This is a genomic window from Mucilaginibacter pedocola, assembly GCF_002013915.1.
Lineage (GTDB): Bacteria > Bacteroidota > Bacteroidia > Sphingobacteriales > Sphingobacteriaceae > Mucilaginibacter > Mucilaginibacter pedocola.
This window is the reverse complement of record NZ_MBTF01000037.1, coordinates 68,593-85,007: the sequence shown is the minus strand read 5'-3', so window position 1 is coordinate 85,007 and position 16,415 is coordinate 68,593. Positions and strand designations below refer to the sequence as shown.

General features: G+C 44.4%; 14 protein-coding genes, 1 tRNA gene and 1 riboswitch. Of the genes, 6 read left to right on the top strand and 9 right to left on the bottom strand.

The features are described 5' to 3' along the window. Positions 1 to 16: 16 nt before the first annotated feature. Entirely contained in the window at positions 17 to 2,194 is a 2,178-nt protein-coding gene (locus BC343_RS26700; protein ID WP_078350885.1) for a carbohydrate binding family 9 domain-containing protein, read from the bottom strand. Positions 2,195 to 2,367: 173 nt separating this feature from the next. Here BC343_RS26700 and BC343_RS26695 point away from each other — a divergent pair, with 173 nt between their 5' ends. Then, on the top strand, positions 2,368 to 2,979 hold the full coding sequence (locus BC343_RS26695; RefSeq protein WP_078350884.1) for a class I SAM-dependent methyltransferase: 612 nt from the start codon (positions 2,368 to 2,370) through the stop codon (positions 2,977 to 2,979). Between the two features lie 142 nt (positions 2,980 to 3,121). Here BC343_RS26695 and BC343_RS26690 read toward each other — a convergent pair whose 3' ends face one another. The 5 genes from BC343_RS26690 to BC343_RS26665 form a co-directional block, all read right to left on the bottom strand. After that, on the bottom strand, positions 3,122 to 3,709 hold the full coding sequence (locus BC343_RS26690) for a GIN domain-containing protein (RefSeq protein WP_143822368.1): 588 nt from the start codon (positions 3,707 to 3,709) through the stop codon (positions 3,122 to 3,124). Positions 3,710 to 4,290: 581 nt separating this feature from the next. Next, a tRNA-Cys gene (locus tag BC343_RS26680) sits at positions 4,291 to 4,366 on the bottom strand. A gap of 15 nt (positions 4,367 to 4,381) precedes the next feature. Then, a complete protein-coding gene (locus BC343_RS26675) occupies positions 4,382 to 5,017 on the bottom strand; it encodes a peroxiredoxin (protein ID WP_078350881.1) in 636 nt (211 codons plus the stop codon). Positions 5,018 to 5,169: 152 nt separating this feature from the next. Beyond that, positions 5,170 to 5,289, bottom strand: a riboswitch (SAM riboswitch). Positions 5,290 to 5,582: 293 nt separating this feature from the next. Continuing rightward, entirely contained in the window at positions 5,583 to 6,311 is a 729-nt protein-coding gene (locus BC343_RS26670) for a family 16 glycoside hydrolase (protein ID WP_078350880.1), read from the bottom strand. A 3-nt stretch (positions 6,312 to 6,314) separates the two neighbouring features. Further along, entirely contained in the window at positions 6,315 to 7,388 is a 1,074-nt protein-coding gene (locus BC343_RS26665; protein ID WP_078350879.1) for a glycoside hydrolase 5 family protein, read from the bottom strand. Positions 7,389 to 7,859: 471 nt separating this feature from the next. Here BC343_RS26665 and BC343_RS26660 point away from each other — a divergent pair, with 471 nt between their 5' ends. Both BC343_RS26660 and BC343_RS26655 read left to right on the top strand, forming a co-directional pair. After that, on the top strand, positions 7,860 to 9,341 hold the full coding sequence (locus tag BC343_RS26660; RefSeq protein WP_078350878.1) for a PAS domain-containing sensor histidine kinase: 1,482 nt from the start codon (positions 7,860 to 7,862) through the stop codon (positions 9,339 to 9,341). Positions 9,342 to 9,354: 13 nt separating this feature from the next. Beyond that, complete coding sequence (locus tag BC343_RS26655) at positions 9,355 to 9,783, top strand: response regulator (RefSeq protein ID WP_078350877.1); 429 nt, start codon at positions 9,355 to 9,357, stop codon at positions 9,781 to 9,783. Positions 9,784 to 9,843: 60 nt separating this feature from the next. On the opposite strand, the gene BC343_RS26650 is transcribed toward BC343_RS26655, so the two are convergent. Then, the gene (locus BC343_RS26650) at positions 9,844 to 10,824 is read right to left on the bottom strand and encodes a type I phosphomannose isomerase catalytic subunit (protein WP_078350876.1); all 981 of its coding nucleotides are present in this window, start codon (positions 10,822 to 10,824) and stop codon (positions 9,844 to 9,846) included. A 143-nt stretch (positions 10,825 to 10,967) separates the two neighbouring features. Here BC343_RS26650 and BC343_RS26645 point away from each other — a divergent pair, with 143 nt between their 5' ends. Further along, positions 10,968 to 11,513: a hypothetical protein gene (locus tag BC343_RS26645; protein ID WP_078350875.1), complete on the top strand. Its 546-nt coding sequence runs from the start codon at positions 10,968 to 10,970 to the stop codon at positions 11,511 to 11,513. 68 nt (positions 11,514 to 11,581) lie between these two features. Here the strand turns inward: BC343_RS26645 and BC343_RS26640 are convergent, their stop codons facing one another. Further along, complete coding sequence (locus BC343_RS26640; RefSeq protein WP_078350874.1) at positions 11,582 to 12,811, bottom strand: NADP-dependent isocitrate dehydrogenase; 1,230 nt, start codon at positions 12,809 to 12,811, stop codon at positions 11,582 to 11,584. 299 nt (positions 12,812 to 13,110) lie between these two features. Between BC343_RS26640 and BC343_RS26635 the strand changes: the two genes are divergently transcribed. Then, the gene (locus BC343_RS26635; protein ID WP_143822367.1) at positions 13,111 to 13,824 is read left to right on the top strand and encodes a hypothetical protein; all 714 of its coding nucleotides are present in this window, start codon (positions 13,111 to 13,113) and stop codon (positions 13,822 to 13,824) included. Positions 13,825 to 13,891: 67 nt separating this feature from the next. Next, on the top strand, positions 13,892 to 14,317 hold the full coding sequence (locus BC343_RS26630) for a hypothetical protein (protein ID WP_078350872.1): 426 nt from the start codon (positions 13,892 to 13,894) through the stop codon (positions 14,315 to 14,317). Between the two features lie 244 nt (positions 14,318 to 14,561). Here BC343_RS26630 and BC343_RS26625 read toward each other — a convergent pair whose 3' ends face one another. After that, complete coding sequence (locus BC343_RS26625; RefSeq protein ID WP_078350871.1) at positions 14,562 to 16,394, bottom strand: DNA polymerase III subunit gamma/tau; 1,833 nt, start codon at positions 16,392 to 16,394, stop codon at positions 14,562 to 14,564. Between the last annotated feature and the right edge of the window lie 21 nt (positions 16,395 to 16,415).

Genomic DNA, 16,415 nt, shown 5'->3' with positions numbered 1-16,415 from the left:
ACCAACCTCTAAACACCTATATATTCCACCAGTACGTCCACTTTACCGTCAGCTGGCGGTTTTTAACCGAGAAGGGTGATGGGATGGAGTTATCTCCATAAACCACAAATAAGTCGGATGCGGGTTTGTAGCGCCATTGCAGGCGGGTGTTAATGTTCATGTTGCGGGCCTGCTCGTTGTATTGCACAAAAGTGGTAAAATACAGGCTGTTGGTAAAGGTAACATCGGTACGCGGGCCTATCAGCCAAAATTTGTTGTGACCGTACGGTTGCGGCAGCCGCAGATCGTTGTAGGAAGCATTAACAGCAATATTTACGTAAGGCTGAAAGCGGTAGCCTAACTGGCTGCTTAGCGTTAGTTTGGTACCATCGGCATAGTAACCACCATATGCCGTTTCAAATACATAAGTGAACACGCTTTGTGGCTTGGAGATAAATTGCACATCGGCAGTGTTCCAATGGCTCTCGAAACCTATAGGAAGCATCGCTTTGCCTGTATTGGTTGGGTCGTATGGGCGTAACAGTTTTACGTAGGTATCTACGCCCGAAAACCAAAGCTGGCTGCGGTTGTGGAACGTGATGATGTAACTGAGCGTGCTTTCATTATCGGTACGTTTATAATGCTCATCAAAAAAGTAGCTGGATGATAATTGCAGCGTATGCACCAGCACCGAGCCGCTTTTAGGGAAGAAGTTGCGCAGCAACAACGGGCTCAACTTATTATAACCCACACGCGGTACGTAGCCCACCTCGGCATTGTAATTATGCCCCACGTATTGTTGCTGCAGGTAAAGCTGCCAGTATTTACTCAAATATTGCAAGTGCGCAGCCTGCACATAATCGTGCCCGGTAACACCCGGACTAAACGATTTAAGCCCCAATAATTTCCCCGTCCACAAGTTGTTAGATGATGCCAGGTTATACTCTAAACCTATAGTACGGTTATAAGCCGCAGCTGTGCTGCCGGTGTTTGGTGCGCTGCCTGTAGCATCTTTATTAATAAACATTACGCCAATGTTGGAGCGTGAGAACACGCGGCGTTGCAAGGTAAGCACACCAAAGTTTTGCCCGGGCAGATTGTTACTCCCGCTTTGCCCGGTTTGCACATCCATTACCCCAACGCGCCAGTTCTTGTCTATTTTACCCGTAAGGCGTGTACCAAAACGGATAGGCGCATTTAAGCCTATCCTACGCGAAAAGAAAGGGCGAATATCTGCATAGCCAAAGTTGGCGAACAAGTCGCCGTTCTCTAAAAAGAACTGGCGTTTTTCGGGGAAGAAGAGTTCGTAACGGTTAAGATTTATTACCTGCTGATCCACATCCACCTGCGAAAAATCGGGGTTCACGGTCATGTCCAGGTTGAGCGATGAGGTTAGGCCCACTTTCACGTCGCCGCCAATATCGGTGCGCCAGTCGGTTGATGTTTTGGCTTGGTAATCTTTAGTGAGCCCCGCCAGCGCATACGGGATAACCGATACGTTGCTGCTGGCCACGGGCGGCTCTTCGTCCCAAACCAGGGTGCCGGTATAAGCCAGCGATGCCGTTGGGAATTGCCTTGGCACCGGTGCCCAAGCCGATTTCTCGGTCGACTTCAGGTCGTTGCGGCTGAAGTTGATACCCCACTCGCGGATACCTTTTTTATAGCGGATACTTTTAAACGGGATAGATGCTTCCCATATCCAGCGGTCGGGATAATTCTTTACTTCTGATGACCATTTGTTATCCCAGCTCAAGTCTACCTTGCCCCCCTCGTACATGGTACCGTCCCATTGTGCACCAGCTGCGTTGGCACCAAAGCTGAAGCCATCGGTACGGGCATCAAAGGGGTCCATAAACAGCAGGAAGTTATCGTTCTTCACAAAATTAAAATCGCGCTTTAGCGATTCCACCATGTTCTGCCCTTTTAACTTGCCTTTGTAGCAGATAGCCACTACGTACAAATTATTATTATCGTAGGTCATCTTCACGGTAGTTTTCACATTGGCAAAGCTGGTATCCATGGGCAGCACCAAAAAGAAACTGGCGGCAGAATCGGCGCGTTGCCAGTCGGACTCATCATCAACTCCATCAATTTTTATGGCAGCTGTGGCGCGTTTAATATGGTACTGGTAATTGGCATTCTTTTTTTGGGCAAGAGCCGAAGAGCCGGCAAGGCAAAAGCAAAGCAGCAGTAAGGTGAGTTTTCCTGGTTGCAAGGGCTGAGAGATAATGGTTTAAATACTTGGGTACAACAAACAAGTATATCAATATTATCCGGATAAAAAGAAGGCAATGTGTGTTTTGAACACATTTGTTACGGTCAATCCAAAAATAGCGATGGGTTTTAAACCCATCGCTATTTTTGAATCGAATATCTACCTTTACCCTCATGAACGCGACCGTGCAGCAACTTTACGGAAACATCGATATCTACCTTTTCGACCAGCTATTAAAGGGCCGTTTCGATAATTGTAAAACCATATTGGATGCCGGCTGCGGCGGCGGGCGTAATTTGGTTTATTTCCTGCAAAAAGATTTTAAGGTTTACGGCATCGACCCAAACACAAATGCTATTGCCGAAGTACAGTTTTTGTCGAAAGCCCTTGGCTCAGATAACCCGGCCGCCAATTTTGTGAATTGCCCTGCTGAAGATATGCCTTTTGAGGATGTAAAATTCGACCTGGTGATCAGCAGCGCGGTATTGCATTTTGCTGCCGATAGCAACCATTTTGATGCTATGTTGCGCTCGATGTGGCGGGTGCTGAAACCCAGTGGCTATTTGTTCGCCAGGCTGGCATCGGATATCGGTATAGAAGGCCGCGTTATTCCCTTAGGCAACAGCCGCTACAAACTCCCCGACGGCAGCGAGCGCTTTTTAGTGAACGAACAGATATTACTTGAATACACTGAAGAATTGAACGGAGAACTCTTCGAGCCCATTAAAACTACCAACGTGCAAAATCTGCGGTGCATGACCACCTGGTGTTTGCGAAAGAAGTAAAACTAACATGGCCTACATGTCGGCTACCTTGCATGCGGGCCACAAGCCGTGAGGCTTGTGGCAGCGATAATTGGGCACAAAAAAAAGCCGCCCTTTCAGGCAGCCTCTTCAAAACTAAACTAAACTAAACTAAAACCCAATATTATATAGCTGATACCTGTTTAGCGGCAACAGCAATTTGTTTGTTCTCGTAAACGTTCATCGCAGCAAAATTACCGCGGTTAACGTTTTGTTCAACTGCCTTATTAAGATTCAATACATCAGCACCGCCTTGTATATCGGCTTTTGCGTTGTCCTGAACGTCGAGGCTTAATTTATAAGCATCAAGGTTAAGGTTAGCGCTTGAATTGTTATGCAAAGCAACTTTCAATTCAATTTTCGAAAGGGTACCGAACGATGATACCTGTGCATTATCAAACAACTCAACCGAACGCAGGTCTTTTGCTTTTACCCATATCACCAATTTCTCGTTACCGTATGATGATATGTGCAACCTGCCATCGCGGTTTTGTACAACGGCGTTCTCTGCGTAGTATTTATTGTAAACTTTTATTTGGTCGGCTGCGGCATCGGTAACAAAAAGCTCCACGTTGCCGTGTACTTCAATGCTGCTGATGTTGCCTACAGCTTCTAATATGGTAAATGCGTCGTCTTTAATAGTATTGGCATAGGTTGGTTGGAAGGCTCCTAAAGCAACAGTCATTATTGCTGTAAGGAATAGATGTTTCATTTTCATGGTGTTATTATTCTCTAAGGTTTCGTGCATCAATTGTATTTTTTCCTCTTTTTAAATACAATTACCTACCCGTTGGTACACTTTAAAAAGTTGTTGGGTACCCCCGTTCTAAGTGAGCGCAAAGGTGAGGTTTATTTCAGAAAGCGCGGCCATCTTAGTGTAAAAAATACACTATTTGAAAACAACGTAATAAAGCCTCAAAAAATTGATTTTTACGCTATTTTATAGCTATTTATAAGCCTTTTAATTATCAATTCTCTATTTTATCGAAAGGCTTTTTTGACGACTACTGCAGCATCCGTGAATTTTGGCGGCGTAAAATTGAAGGCGGCAGTAACTTTTTTGAAAAGTTTGGAGGCAGAAAATAACACGTTATCGCTGCCTCAAACATTTGTCATGCTGAGGGACGAAGCATCTATTAGCGATAATGCATTACGATAATAGCATTTCGATAATAGCATTGTGGCTAATAGATCCTTCGCTGCACTCAGGATGACAAAGAATAAGAGCTAACACAAAAAAAGCGGCGCACCTCCCGGTACGCCGCTAATTGAAAACTTAGATCACTTTTTTTGTGGGATGCCGCGGGTAGATTCGAACTACCGTTACTGGGTTTTGCAGGCCCATGCCTATCCTCTCGGCCACGCGGCTCTAAACGCTTGCCTGTTACTTGTTAGGCTGCGGTGTTAAACGCAAGTATGGTTTCACCTCTACAAACCCTTTAGGGAATTTGGCGGGGATATCTTCGGTTTTGATAGATGGCAGCACTACTACCTGCTCGCCGTCTTTCCAATCAGCCGGGGTCGCTACGCTGTGGTAAGCTGTTAATTGCAACGAATCGATAACGCGCAGTATCTCCTGGAAGTTGCGGCCGGTTGATGCCGGATAGCTAATGATTAGTTTTATTTTTTTATCCGGGCCGATAACGAATAACGAACGCACAGTAGCCGTAAGCGATGCGTTAGGGTGTATCATATCGTACGCCTCAGATATCTCGCGGCTTTCGTCGCCTATAATGGGGAAGGTTACTTCCACATTCTGGGTTTCGTTGATATCGTTTATCCAGCCGGCATGTTTTTCTACACTGTCGGTACTCAGGGCAATAACCTTTACATTACGTTTCTCAAATTCATCTTTCAGCGATGCCGTTTTACCCAGCTCGGTTGTGCAAACAGGGGTATAATCGGCGGGGTGTGAGAAAAGTACACCCCAGCTATCGCCAAGGTAGTCGTAAAAATCAATTTCGCCTTTACTGGTTTGTGCTTTAAAATTTGGGGCGTCGTCGCCAATGCGTAAGCTCATAGTGGTATGTTTTATTTTAAGTATTGTTTACAGCAAAGTAATGCTATATGCTTAATAGTTGTAAAACTTATCCGTTAAATTTTTGGTAAAGAAAGGCGGGCGGCGGCAGAAATGCCAAAAGGTGCGTTTTGAACACCATGGTCTGTTAACTCAGCTTATCTGTCTCCGGGTTGGTTCACGAAGCAGGAATTAGCACCTTACACACAGCCAGGTGGCCGGTACAGGTTGCTAAGACATCATAGGGCCTTTCCCTCTGTCTTTCTGGATAAGTATTTTAAAGAACGTTTAACAACACAAATGTAAATACAAAAACTATAAATCCTATAGACTTTATAATTTTATTTTGAAATGACAGAGACCTTGATTCGCTTGATTATTGGATTCTCTGATGCATTACAGATCATCAAGAATTAATTGGTACAAAAGAGCTTCATTTGCGCATTTGAAATTTGCACACCTGCACATCTACTGAACCTTGATTCGCTTGATTTTAGGATTATCTGATGAGCTTTAGTATACCAATGATGAGTGTCATCTGCACATTTGCAATCTGAAATCTGCACATCTACTTATAGTTCACCGTAAGATTTGCAAACTCGCCATCAGAGGTATTACCAACCCATAGGCCAAGTTTGCCGTGGGTATTGGTGTTGAGTTTTTTGATAGAAAGGCTTGGCTGAGGGTTGCCGTTAACGTAAACGGTTACATCGGCTCCTTTTACCACGATACGGGCATGGAACCATTCGTCTGCTTTGGGGGCAGGTGTTACGGCCTTTTCGTATTGGCCGTTGTGTTTTTCGCGAAGTATTTCCCAATCAAATTCCGGGAGAGATACATACTGCACAGCGTGTATCTTCCTTACAGGGTCGTCTGTCCTGAAGTTGAAGGGGCGGAAGTATATCACATCCATCGTATTAGGCTCATCTGTACCATGGAAAGCAATACCAAGAAAGCTATGCTGAAACACATCTTTCCCTTTCATATCCACCTCCAGTTCCCCGTGGTCAAAATCTATGTTCTTTAACCATGCAAGGCCTTCATTCTCGGCAGCAGAGAGTTTTACGCCTTTCTTTCCGTCGGCATCAAAAGCGGTGGCTTCGCGGTTTACTGTTTCCAGTTCGCCTGCTTTCAGCATATCTGCCAGCGGATACATCACCTTCCCTACTCTCGCTTCACGTGTTATAAAAGTTACCGGCCGTTGCTTTGCCAATTTTGGGCGTCCTTGTGCACGGGCTTCTGTAAGGCTGCAAAGGCTTATGAATAAACCCAGGGCAACGGCCGGTAAAACTTTCATTTTTTATTTTCCGTTTAATTTTTTGATCAGGTCAACTTCTTCCTGTATGTATGGCGTACCATCTTTGCGGAAGATATCGTGGAACCATACTTTAGGCTCGGCACCATCAGGCATCGGGCTATCCCAGGCGTAAATGGTATTGGTTTTACCCATTACAAAACCCCAGTTCAGCGCGCCTACGTTCTGCTCTTTCAGCATCGGCAATACGTTACCAAATTTGCTCCCGCGGGTACGGGCCATGTACTCGGTGCAAATTAGCGGTTTACCGTGGCTTTTCAAAAGCTGGATGGTTTTCAGGTGCGATTTTTCGTCGGTATAATCGTGGTAGGTAATTACATCAGAATTCAAAGCCTGGTAGGCATTCAATTTCTCGAAGTTCCAATCCCACAAACCTGCAGATACCGGCTGGTCAGGGTTTACGGCGCGTGCCCAGCTAAATACTTTCACCAATAAAGGCATCGAAGCATCTTTCTTTTTAGAGTTGCCCGGCTCGTTGAAAAGGTCCCAAAGCAAAATGCGTTTATCGTGCTTAAAGGTTGTCATTACATCGGTAACGTAAGCTTGCAGTTCGTCATAAATGCCGGCATCTTTTATACGGTTGCCGGGATCCTGCAGCCAGCCCGAGTTGTGTATACCTACTTTCGGCGCAGGCTGGGTACCAATTTTAGCATCGGCGTTCCAACAGTCGTCAAAAAACACGAACATGGTTTTTATTTTGTGCTTATCTGCAATGGCCAAATACTCGCCCATACGTTTCTTAAAGCCGGCTTTATCCTGTTTCCAGGCAAGGCTGTATAAAAACACGCGCATGGTGTTAAAGCCTATGCCTTCTGCGTAGCCAAGCTCACGGTCGATGGTTTTTGGGTCGAAGCTATCGGCCTGCCACATTTCTAATTGGTTAATGGCAGTGCTCGGGATAAAATCGCTGCCGGTTAGCCATTTGTTTTGGGCATACCAGGCATTGGCTTTAGCGGGTGTCCAAACTTTGCCCGGCGCTGCCTTTTGAGCGAACGCGGCGGTAGCGGTTACGGTGGCGATAAGCATCGCCGAAAGGAATTTATAGTGTATTGTTTTCATGAAAAATAATTGGTGCTGCTAAATATATAACTTACCTGATGGGCTACTTCGCGTTATAGTCTCATTTTTAAAAACGATACAAAAATGCTAAGCGTACGCGGTGGTAAAAAGTTTACGGGCATAGTGTAACTCTACTTTTTAAACCTGTTTATTAAATGGCAATTGTTAATTATTCTGCAACCTAATATTACCTATTAATACAATTAACAATAGTTATAACCATAATATAACTTTTGCGTATAAGCTTCTTACGTACTTTTTAAATTAAATGATAAATTGCTAAAAATAAAGCTGATAAAGCGGAATTACTTTGATACTTTCGTAACAAAATAATATCCCCAACAATAAGCCGGGCAAATCATCACGAATAGCATAAATGCAACAACCGAAGGTTGTAATAAGGCAAAATGCGTTTTTTTGGCATGTTTATTACTTAGTAGTGGTATAAAATATACAGGAACGAGCAGGACAATGAGTTTTTTTGATAGTTACGATTTTACCGGCGAAAGCACTGCTCATCTTGCGCGTTTAATAAACAACGTTAATACCGGTGTTTGGGAGTATAATACCATTACTAAAACCGCTAAATGGAGCAAAGGCTTCTACGCCATTTTAGGTTACCAGCCCGGCGAGATAGAGTGCTCGTACCAAAACTTTTTCGAAAACATACTTTACTACCAGGATAAGCAACCATTTTTAAAGGCCACCCACTATACCGGCCCGGCGCCTGCTCCGGTAGCGCAAATAAGGCTGTTAACCAAACAACAAGGCTACCAATGGTTTGAGAGTTCGGTACTGAAGCACGATGATGACGACGGCAGCTTTATTTATGGCGTATTAAACAATATTAACCAGTACAAAATTGCCGAGGTTAAAGCCGCGCAGGCCGATTTCCGATGCGGCGAAACAGGGCGCATTGCCCGCCTTGGTGGTTGGGATATAGATATTGCCAGCATGACGCTGAACATGTCGCGCGAGGTGTACAATATCTTCGAACTTTATGGTGATATTAAACTGAGTATTGAAGAAGCCATTAGCTTTTTTGAGCCGGCCTATCGCCAAACCATTGCCAAAGCTGTTGATGATGCCATAAAGTATTGCAAACCATACGATTTGGAGGTACAGTTTAAAACTGCCAAAAACAATATTATTTGGGTGAGAGCCAAGGGCATACCCGTTATTGATGATTTTGGCAGATGCGTTACCGTGCGCGGTATTTTCCAGGATATCGACATCATTAAACGCGACGGCCTTAGCATGCAGTCGTCTATCAACCTGCTGGATGATAAGAACAAGCGCCTGCAAAACTTCGCCTATATTGTATCGCACAACCTGCGCTCGCACGCGGGTAACCTCAAATTTATGGTGAACCTTTTCGAGGAAACCAAAGCCGAGGCAGATAAAGAAGAGATATTTTCGCACATTAAAACCATCAGCGAGAGCCTTAGCGCCACTATGGGGCATTTGGACGAGATCGTGAAGATCCAGTCAGAAATAGGCAAAGAGCGTAAGCTGGTGAACTTTGAGGCTATGTTTAATAATGTAATGGCCTTGCTGCGTACCAATATAGATGCTGCTAATGTGCAGATAACTACCGATTTTGATGAGGTGGCCGATATAAACTATATCCCTGCTTATTTGGAGAGCATTTTCCAAAACCTGCTTACCAACGCTATAAAATACAAACACCCCGACCGCAACCCCATAATAAACTGCTACACCCGCCGCGACGATAACCACATATACCTGGTGTTTGAAGATAATGGCGTGGGCATAGATATGAAACGCTATGGCGATCAGCTATTTGGCATGTACCGCACTTTTCACCACAACAAAGATGCTAAAGGCATAGGCCTGTTTATTACCCGCAACCAGGTAGAAGCCCTGGGTGGAAGCATTGCTGTAGATAGCACCGTAAATGTTGGCACAAAATTTACAGTAAGGCTTACCTAAAACAACCAAGAAAATGAGTGCGGAGAGAAAAATGGTGACGGCGTGTATTATTGACGATGATGATATCTTCATCTACGGTTTCAAAAAGTTTATGGAAATAAAGGGCGTTTTTGCTGAGATACTCAACTTCAGCAACGGACAGGAGGCAATTGACTACCTGAAGGACCCTTCGTATGCCGATAAACTGCCTGATGTAATATTTGTAGACATTAACATGCCCGTAATGGATGGGTGGGAATTTACCCACAACTTTGAGGAATTAAAATCCCAAATGGGTAAAAAAGTCTCACTTTATGCCATCAGTTCATCTGTTGACGTAAACGATATTAACCGGGCAAAAAAAAATCCTGTAATTGAGGATTATATTTTAAAGCCTATCAGCGAAACTTATATCGCAGATATCATTAATTCGTACCAACCGGGTTTGCGCAACGCCAATTAAGCGCAAAAAAAGAGAGGCGCAGTCCCCCACGCCCCTTCTGTTTTTTTATTTTAACAATACCTATTCAATATAGCTTTCCAGTATTTTGAAACCCGATGTGGTGGTTAGTTCCACTTTATCGATGGTTTTTGGCAGCAGTATGCACTCGCCCATTTTAACAGGGTATGCAGCGCCGTTGTGTGTAATGGTGTACTCGCCGGCCACGCACACGTGTATCACAAAGGAATCTAAAGCAGAATAATCCTTTTCGGTACCGTGGGTAAAGTCTAAAATATTGTTGGTGAAGTATGGGCAGGTTACTACGTGCACGGTTTCATCTTTCACCGGAGTATAAAGAGTTTTGTATTCGTCGTAGTGTTTGTAGTCGATAGCTGCCAACGCTTCTTCGGTGTGCAGTTCGCGTTTGTTGCCTTTATCGTCAACACGGTCAAAATCGTATATACGGTAGGTGATATCCGATGTTTGCTGTATTTCGGCTATCAGCAAGCCTTTGCCGATGGTATGCACGCGGCCGGCCGGTAAAAAGTAAACATCACCCGCAGTAACATCCTCTTTGTTCAGGATATCCATAATGTGGCCGCTGTTCAGCGCATCTACATATTCCTGCTCGGTCATTTCGCGGTTAAAACCGGTGATCAGCGTGCTGCCCGGGTCGGCTTCTATCACATACCACATTTCGGTTTTGCCGAAAGAGTTGTGGCGTTCTTTAGCCAGTTTATCATCGGGGTGTACCTGTACGCTCAGGTCGTCGTTAGCGTCAATAAATTTCACCAACAGCGGGAAAATATTGCCGAAGTGTGCATAAACCTTTTCCCCCACTAATTCCCCCTGGAATTTCTCCAGCAAATCGGCAAGGGACTGGCCTTTTAGTTCGCCGCTATCCACCACAGAAACATCCGACTTTACGCCCGATATTTCCCAGGTTTCGCCGCAGTTTGGCAGATCGCCAATATCTTTATGTAAATAGGTCTCTATTTTGTGGCCACCCCAAATTTTGTCTTTATAGATGGTTTTAAATTTTAGCGGATATAATGCTGACATAGTAGTATATACTTTGAGTTAATGCGGCTAAGTTAGGGAATTTGCCGACGCGGGGAATAAGGTTTTGTTAAAATTGTATTGGCTCGAAAACAAACCAAGGTTTAATTTATCTTAGTGCGATACAACGTTGCCAACCTTAACACATGAAAAACGTATTTATTATAACTCTTCTTTCTGCCTGCCTTTTTTCATGCACTTCACCAAAATCAAAACAAACAACCGTATGGACAGATACCTATGAGCAAAAATGGCGCTATCAGCTTGACGGGGATATGAAAGCCCTTTTACCGGATGATACCAAAAGGGCAGACCTTATTGACTATATGATAACGAGATTGAAAACCGAACTACCGAATGGTTTAGAATCGATACCGCAAGATAGCCTTACTCGTTTGGCACGAAAAATTGGCGTGGATTATGGCTTTGCGCACGCAAAGGAGGCCATAGCGGGCGAAACTGGACTTACGCCAACGCTTAGGCCCTGGACCAAAGAAATGGAAACAATGTTCCGTGAGGCTATTTTATCAAATAATGAAGGCGGTGATTTAGCAGAAAAAAATAAGGCATGCGATTGTTTCATCACTGAACTTAAAAAGATATACCCGGATTCTGTTATGCTACCATTCCCGGCAGGCGTGCTTACAAAAGTTTCCGCGGTCTGCATGGAAAAATTATCAGTCAATAAATAAAAATCATCTCAACAAAAAAGCCCGTCCTCTTCACAAGTACGGGCTCTCTAAATATTAAAAGCTGCTAATTACTTAGCCAATTTTGCTTTCAGGTTTTCGTCAATTGCTTCCAAAAACTCTTCGGTGTACAGGTAATCGGTACCGTGTTCTACCTTTGGTTTTATGGTGATGGCCAAATCTTTGGTCATTTTGCCGCTTTCTACCGTTTCTATACAAACAGCTTCTAAAGCTTTGCAGAAATCGATCAACTCCTGGTTACCATCCAATATACCGCGGAACTCTAAACCACGGGTCCATGCAAAAATAGATGCAATTGGGTTAGTTGAAGTTGGGCGGCCGGCCTGGTGCTCGCGGTAGTGGCGGGTTACGGTACCGTGTGCAGCTTCGGCTTCCATTACGGTGCCATCAGGAGTAACCAGTGTAGAGGTCATTAAACCTAATGAGCCAAAACCTTGTGCAACGGTATCAGATTGTACGTCGCCATCGTAGTTTTTACAAGCCCAAACAAAGTTACCGTTCCATTTAAGGGCCGATGCAACCATGTCGTCAATCAAACGGTGCTCGTAAGTAATGCCTGCTTCAGCAAATTTGGTTTTGTAATCGTTTTGGTAAATCTCTTCGAAAATATCTTTAAAACGGCCATCGTATTTTTTCAGGATGGTGTTTTTTGTAGATAAGTATAAAGGCCAGCCTTTCATCAGCGCCTGGTTAAAGCAAGCGTGAGCAAAGCCTTTGATAGATTCGTCGGTGTTGTACATGGTTAAAGCCACGCCATCGCCTTTAAAGTTAAATACTTCAAATGATTGCTCAGGGCCGCCATCTTCGGGAGTGAATTTAACGGTAAGTTTACCTTTACCTTTGGTTACAAAGTCGGTAGCGCGGTACTGGTCGCCAAATGCGTGGCGGCCAATGCATATAGGGGCAGTCCAGTTTGGTACTAAACGCGGTACATTGCTCATTACAATTGGCTCGCGGAAAACTGTACCATCTAATATATTACGGATAGTACCGTTTGGCGATTTCCACATTTGTTTCAGGCCAAACTCTTTCACACGCTCTTCGTCGGGGGTAATGGTAGCGCATTTTATACCTACGCCGTATTGTTTAATAGCGTTGGCAGCGTCAACAGTTACCTGGTCGTCGGTTTGGTCGCGGTATTCAATACCAAGGTCGTAGTATTTTATATCCAGGTCAAGATAAGGGATAATCAATTTATCTTTAATAAATTTCCAAATGATGCGCGTCATTTCGTCGCCATCCAGTTCAACTACCGGGTTTTCTACTTTAATTTTTGACATACCTTATTATGGGTTATTTTGTTGTTTTAACGGTTTCAAACTTACATAAAATTTTATTTGTAAATTTTCACAGTATCGACATAATTTTCAAAAAACCGCGTTAAAATGCTGTAACACTTATAATGTTTACAAACCTTACACACAAAAATTCGCTTATTTGATAATTAAACAATAAAATAAATAGTGTAATTTAACCCCGCATTTGAATTTAAGAGTTGTATAGCTTTTAAACTTACAAATACAGCTCTTAAAAAATTAAAACTTAAGCCCCTTTAGCAAGGCATTGCTAAATGAAATTTATGACAAAGTTGCTTTTTAAAACAACATTACTTACCCTACTGCTAACCTCGGTTGCTTTTTTTGCCAATGCCCAAATAGGTTACGATTACGCCCAGTACGATTTTGGTATTGGCGGCAACATTAACCGTGTATATGGCGATGCCGAACTGATAAAAAACACTTTCTCTACCAACGTAAACTTCACTTATAACCACACACCTTTTGTTAATTACGTAGCCGAAGTGCAGGTGGGTGTTTTAGAAGGCGGGCACGTATTATCAAGATCGGGTAGGTACTTTAAAAATAATTACACTGCGCTTGTATTCAGGGGCCAGCTACAGGCGGGCGAACTGATAGATTATTCGCGTAGCCAATTCATGAACGTGATCAAGAACTTCTACATTTCGGCAGGGCTTGGCTATATCATGAACGATATAAGGGATGGCAACATCCAGCGCGAATCTCAGGTTACACCGGGCTATTATACTGACGGCCTCAATAAAAGCAACGAGTTGTTTTTGCCGATGAGGATAGGTTATGAGTTTAAACTTTTCAACCGCTACAACGAACCATCGTTCAAAGTTGATATTGGCGCGCAAATGAACCGCGATTTCGACGATAACATGGATGGTTTTACTGCCGGCAAAAGCAAAGACAACCTGATGCAGTACAACATTACACTTAAGTTTGCTTTGGGGGGTGTTACTTCGTACCGTAAACAGATACACTATTAATTACTATTGAGCCAAAAACATTGGCAGGGTTTTTAATGTATATTTATAGTATACAAATTGAAAACCTATGGCACCCGAGAACGAAAAAACAGACCCCGAATACAGGGAAGACGACCTGGAGAACAGTGCAGAAGATACTGCCGACAGCGACGACCTGAATTTTAACGAAGCTGAAGACAGCTTTGAATACGATGTAAAAGGCGACGACCCGGACTACGACCACCCCGACCCTTACGATACCACAGTAAAAAACGGCGAAGACATCAATTCTACTTACGACGAGGCCAACCCCTACGATGTAAAAGGCGAGTACGACGAAGAGCGTTCGCTGGAAACGGATGCGGAATCGTTAGGGATGCACATCGATAGCGGTAAAATTGTAGAACTCAACCCGCTGGATGAAAAGCTTGCCCACACACCCGAGGATGATCGAGATGATTTGGATGAGGAAGGGTATCCTAAAAATGATATACCGAAGGGGTTTAACAGATAAAAACTTGTTTGAAGGGAGGGCAGCCAATGTCGTCCCTTTTTTGTTAGTGGTTATTTAACCGCAGAGAACACAGAGAGAAAAACGCAGAGGTACGCAGAGAGCTTTGCAAGCTAATTAAGAGTTTTCAAATTGGCTATTTTCGCTTTGCGATGCTACGCACATATGTGAAAATAGTAGCCCAAAACCAAGCTCTGTGAACCTCTGTGTAAAGCTCCGTGCCCTCTGTGGTTAAATAGCCAGTTCACTAATCAAAATCCAAATTAAACTTATTCTTCAGATCTATTAGCTGCGGGTTCTTAGCCGCCATATGCTGGAATTTCTCCAGCGAGGTATAAGGCTTACGCACTACCGTACTCTCCTCTACCTTAGCATTTACCTCTACGCTAAAATTCTTTAAACTGGTACGCAGAAAGTTGAGCACATTGGGGCGCTCGTCGCGGAAGTCTTTTTCCTGTACCCTGTTTGATACCGTTATCTCGAACACCTCGGGGCTTACTACGCGTGGCGTTACCGACGTAAAAAGGGTGTAAACACCGGCGGGCTTGCCTTCGGCTTTAAGTTTCATGCCGTGGTCGGTCCACAATTGCAAAAACTCATCGTAGCTGAAGGGCTCCTTGTCGGTACCTTTTAAGTAAGGATCATCTTCTACCGCTAATGCCTCTTCCACCTGTTTACCTAAATCTTTCAGGCTGGGAATTTTTACCGATGTTACCCCGGCATGTACATTGGCTGTAAACGACACCTTAGGTTTTTCGGCTTCTGCCGGCGGCGCTATAGAGGGCGTGGCCGTCACCGGTGGGGGCGTTAACGAGGGGGTAGAGCGGTTATAAGTTTGCGGCGCATTATTGGGCACAACGGGCGTTTCAACGGGCGCTACGGGTGCCTGAATTGGTGCCGGTGCTACTGTATCAGGTTTTTTTTTTAACTCCCCTTGCGGGGCAGCTGCTGTTGTTTGTGGCATTGGCGCGGTGGCCAAGTTAAAAACCGAGAGCAAATGGCACATCTTCAACAGCGCCAGTTCTACCTGCAAACGCTGGTTTTTGCTTTGCTTATAGGCAATATCGCACTGGTTGGCAATATTCATGGCCGATAGCAGGAACGATGTTGATGCCGCCTGCGATTGCTGCAGGTAACGCGCCTTAATGGTTTCGCTCACCTCAAGCAATTTAATGGTGGCGGTATCCTTGCCCACCAACAAATTGCGGAAATGCTCCGACAGGCCCGAGATGAAATGTGCGCCATCAAAACCTTTCGATAATATCTCATCGAACAGCAACAATGTTTGGGCATTGTCTTCGCCCAATAGTTTATCTGTTATACTGAAGTAGTAATCGTAATCGAGTATGTTAAGGTTATCGATTACCGCGCGGTAGGTAACATTGGCACCGCTAAAGCTAACGATCTGGTCGAACATGGAGAGGGCGTCCCTTAAACCACCATCTGCCTTTTGGGCGATGATGTGCAAGCCGTCGTTCTCGTATTTGATGCTTTCTTTAGTAGCAATATTGGCCAAATGCCCGGCCATATCCTCTACCCTGATGCGGTTGAAATCGAATATCTGGCATCGCGACAGGATGGTGGGCAGTATCTTATGCTTCTCAGTAGTAGCTAATATAAATATAGCGTAGTTAGGTGGTTCTTCCAGCGTTTTCAGGAAGGCGTTAAAGGCCGCCTGCGACAGCATGTGCACCTCATCTATAATATAAACCTTGTAACGGGCAGCTTGGGGCGGTATGCGAACCTGCTCTATCAGGCTGCGGATATCATCAACCGAGTTGTTTGATGCCGCATCCAGTTCATGAACATTAAAGGAGTTACCGTTTTGGAAAGCGCGGCAGCTATCGCATTCGCCGCAGGCCTCGCCATTGGGCTGCAAATTGGTGCAGTTTATGGTTTTGGCCAGGATACGCGCACAGGTAGTTTTGCCCACGCCACGCGGCCCGCAGAACAAAAATGCCTGCGCCAGCTGATTATTTTTGATGGCGTTCTTCAGCGTATTGGTGATATGCTGCTGGCCAACAACGGTTTCGAAAGTAGCCGGGCGGTATTTGCGTGCCGAAACAATAAAATTATCCACAGGTATAAAGGTAGCAAGAAA

Excerpts from the sequence above, each read along its gene's own strand:
- BC343_RS26640 (WP_078350874.1), bottom strand. The coding sequence starts at position 12,811 with ATGTCAAAAATTAAAGTAGAAAACCCGGTAGTTGAACTGGATGGCGAC.
- BC343_RS26650 (WP_078350876.1), bottom strand. The coding sequence starts at position 10,824 with ATGTCAGCATTATATCCGCTAAAATTTAAAACCATCTATAAAGACAAA.
- BC343_RS26690 (WP_143822368.1), bottom strand. The coding sequence starts at position 3,709 with ATGAAACATCTATTCCTTACAGCAATAATGACTGTTGCTTTAGGAGCC.
- BC343_RS26695 (WP_078350884.1), top strand. The coding sequence starts at position 2,368 with ATGAACGCGACCGTGCAGCAACTTTACGGAAACATCGATATCTACCTT.
- BC343_RS26665 (WP_078350879.1), bottom strand. The coding sequence starts at position 7,388 with ATGAAAACAATACACTATAAATTCCTTTCGGCGATGCTTATCGCCACC.
- BC343_RS26655 (WP_078350877.1), top strand. The coding sequence starts at position 9,355 with ATGAGTGCGGAGAGAAAAATGGTGACGGCGTGTATTATTGACGATGAT.
- BC343_RS26670 (WP_078350880.1), bottom strand. The coding sequence starts at position 6,311 with ATGAAAGTTTTACCGGCCGTTGCCCTGGGTTTATTCATAAGCCTTTGC.
- BC343_RS26675 (WP_078350881.1), bottom strand. The coding sequence starts at position 5,017 with ATGAGCTTACGCATTGGCGACGACGCCCCAAATTTTAAAGCACAAACC.
- BC343_RS26645 (WP_078350875.1), top strand. The coding sequence starts at position 10,968 with ATGAAAAACGTATTTATTATAACTCTTCTTTCTGCCTGCCTTTTTTCA.
- BC343_RS26635 (WP_143822367.1), top strand. The coding sequence starts at position 13,111 with ATGACAAAGTTGCTTTTTAAAACAACATTACTTACCCTACTGCTAACC.
- BC343_RS26630 (WP_078350872.1), top strand. The coding sequence starts at position 13,892 with ATGGCACCCGAGAACGAAAAAACAGACCCCGAATACAGGGAAGACGAC.
- BC343_RS26660 (WP_078350878.1), top strand. The coding sequence starts at position 7,860 with ATGAGTTTTTTTGATAGTTACGATTTTACCGGCGAAAGCACTGCTCAT.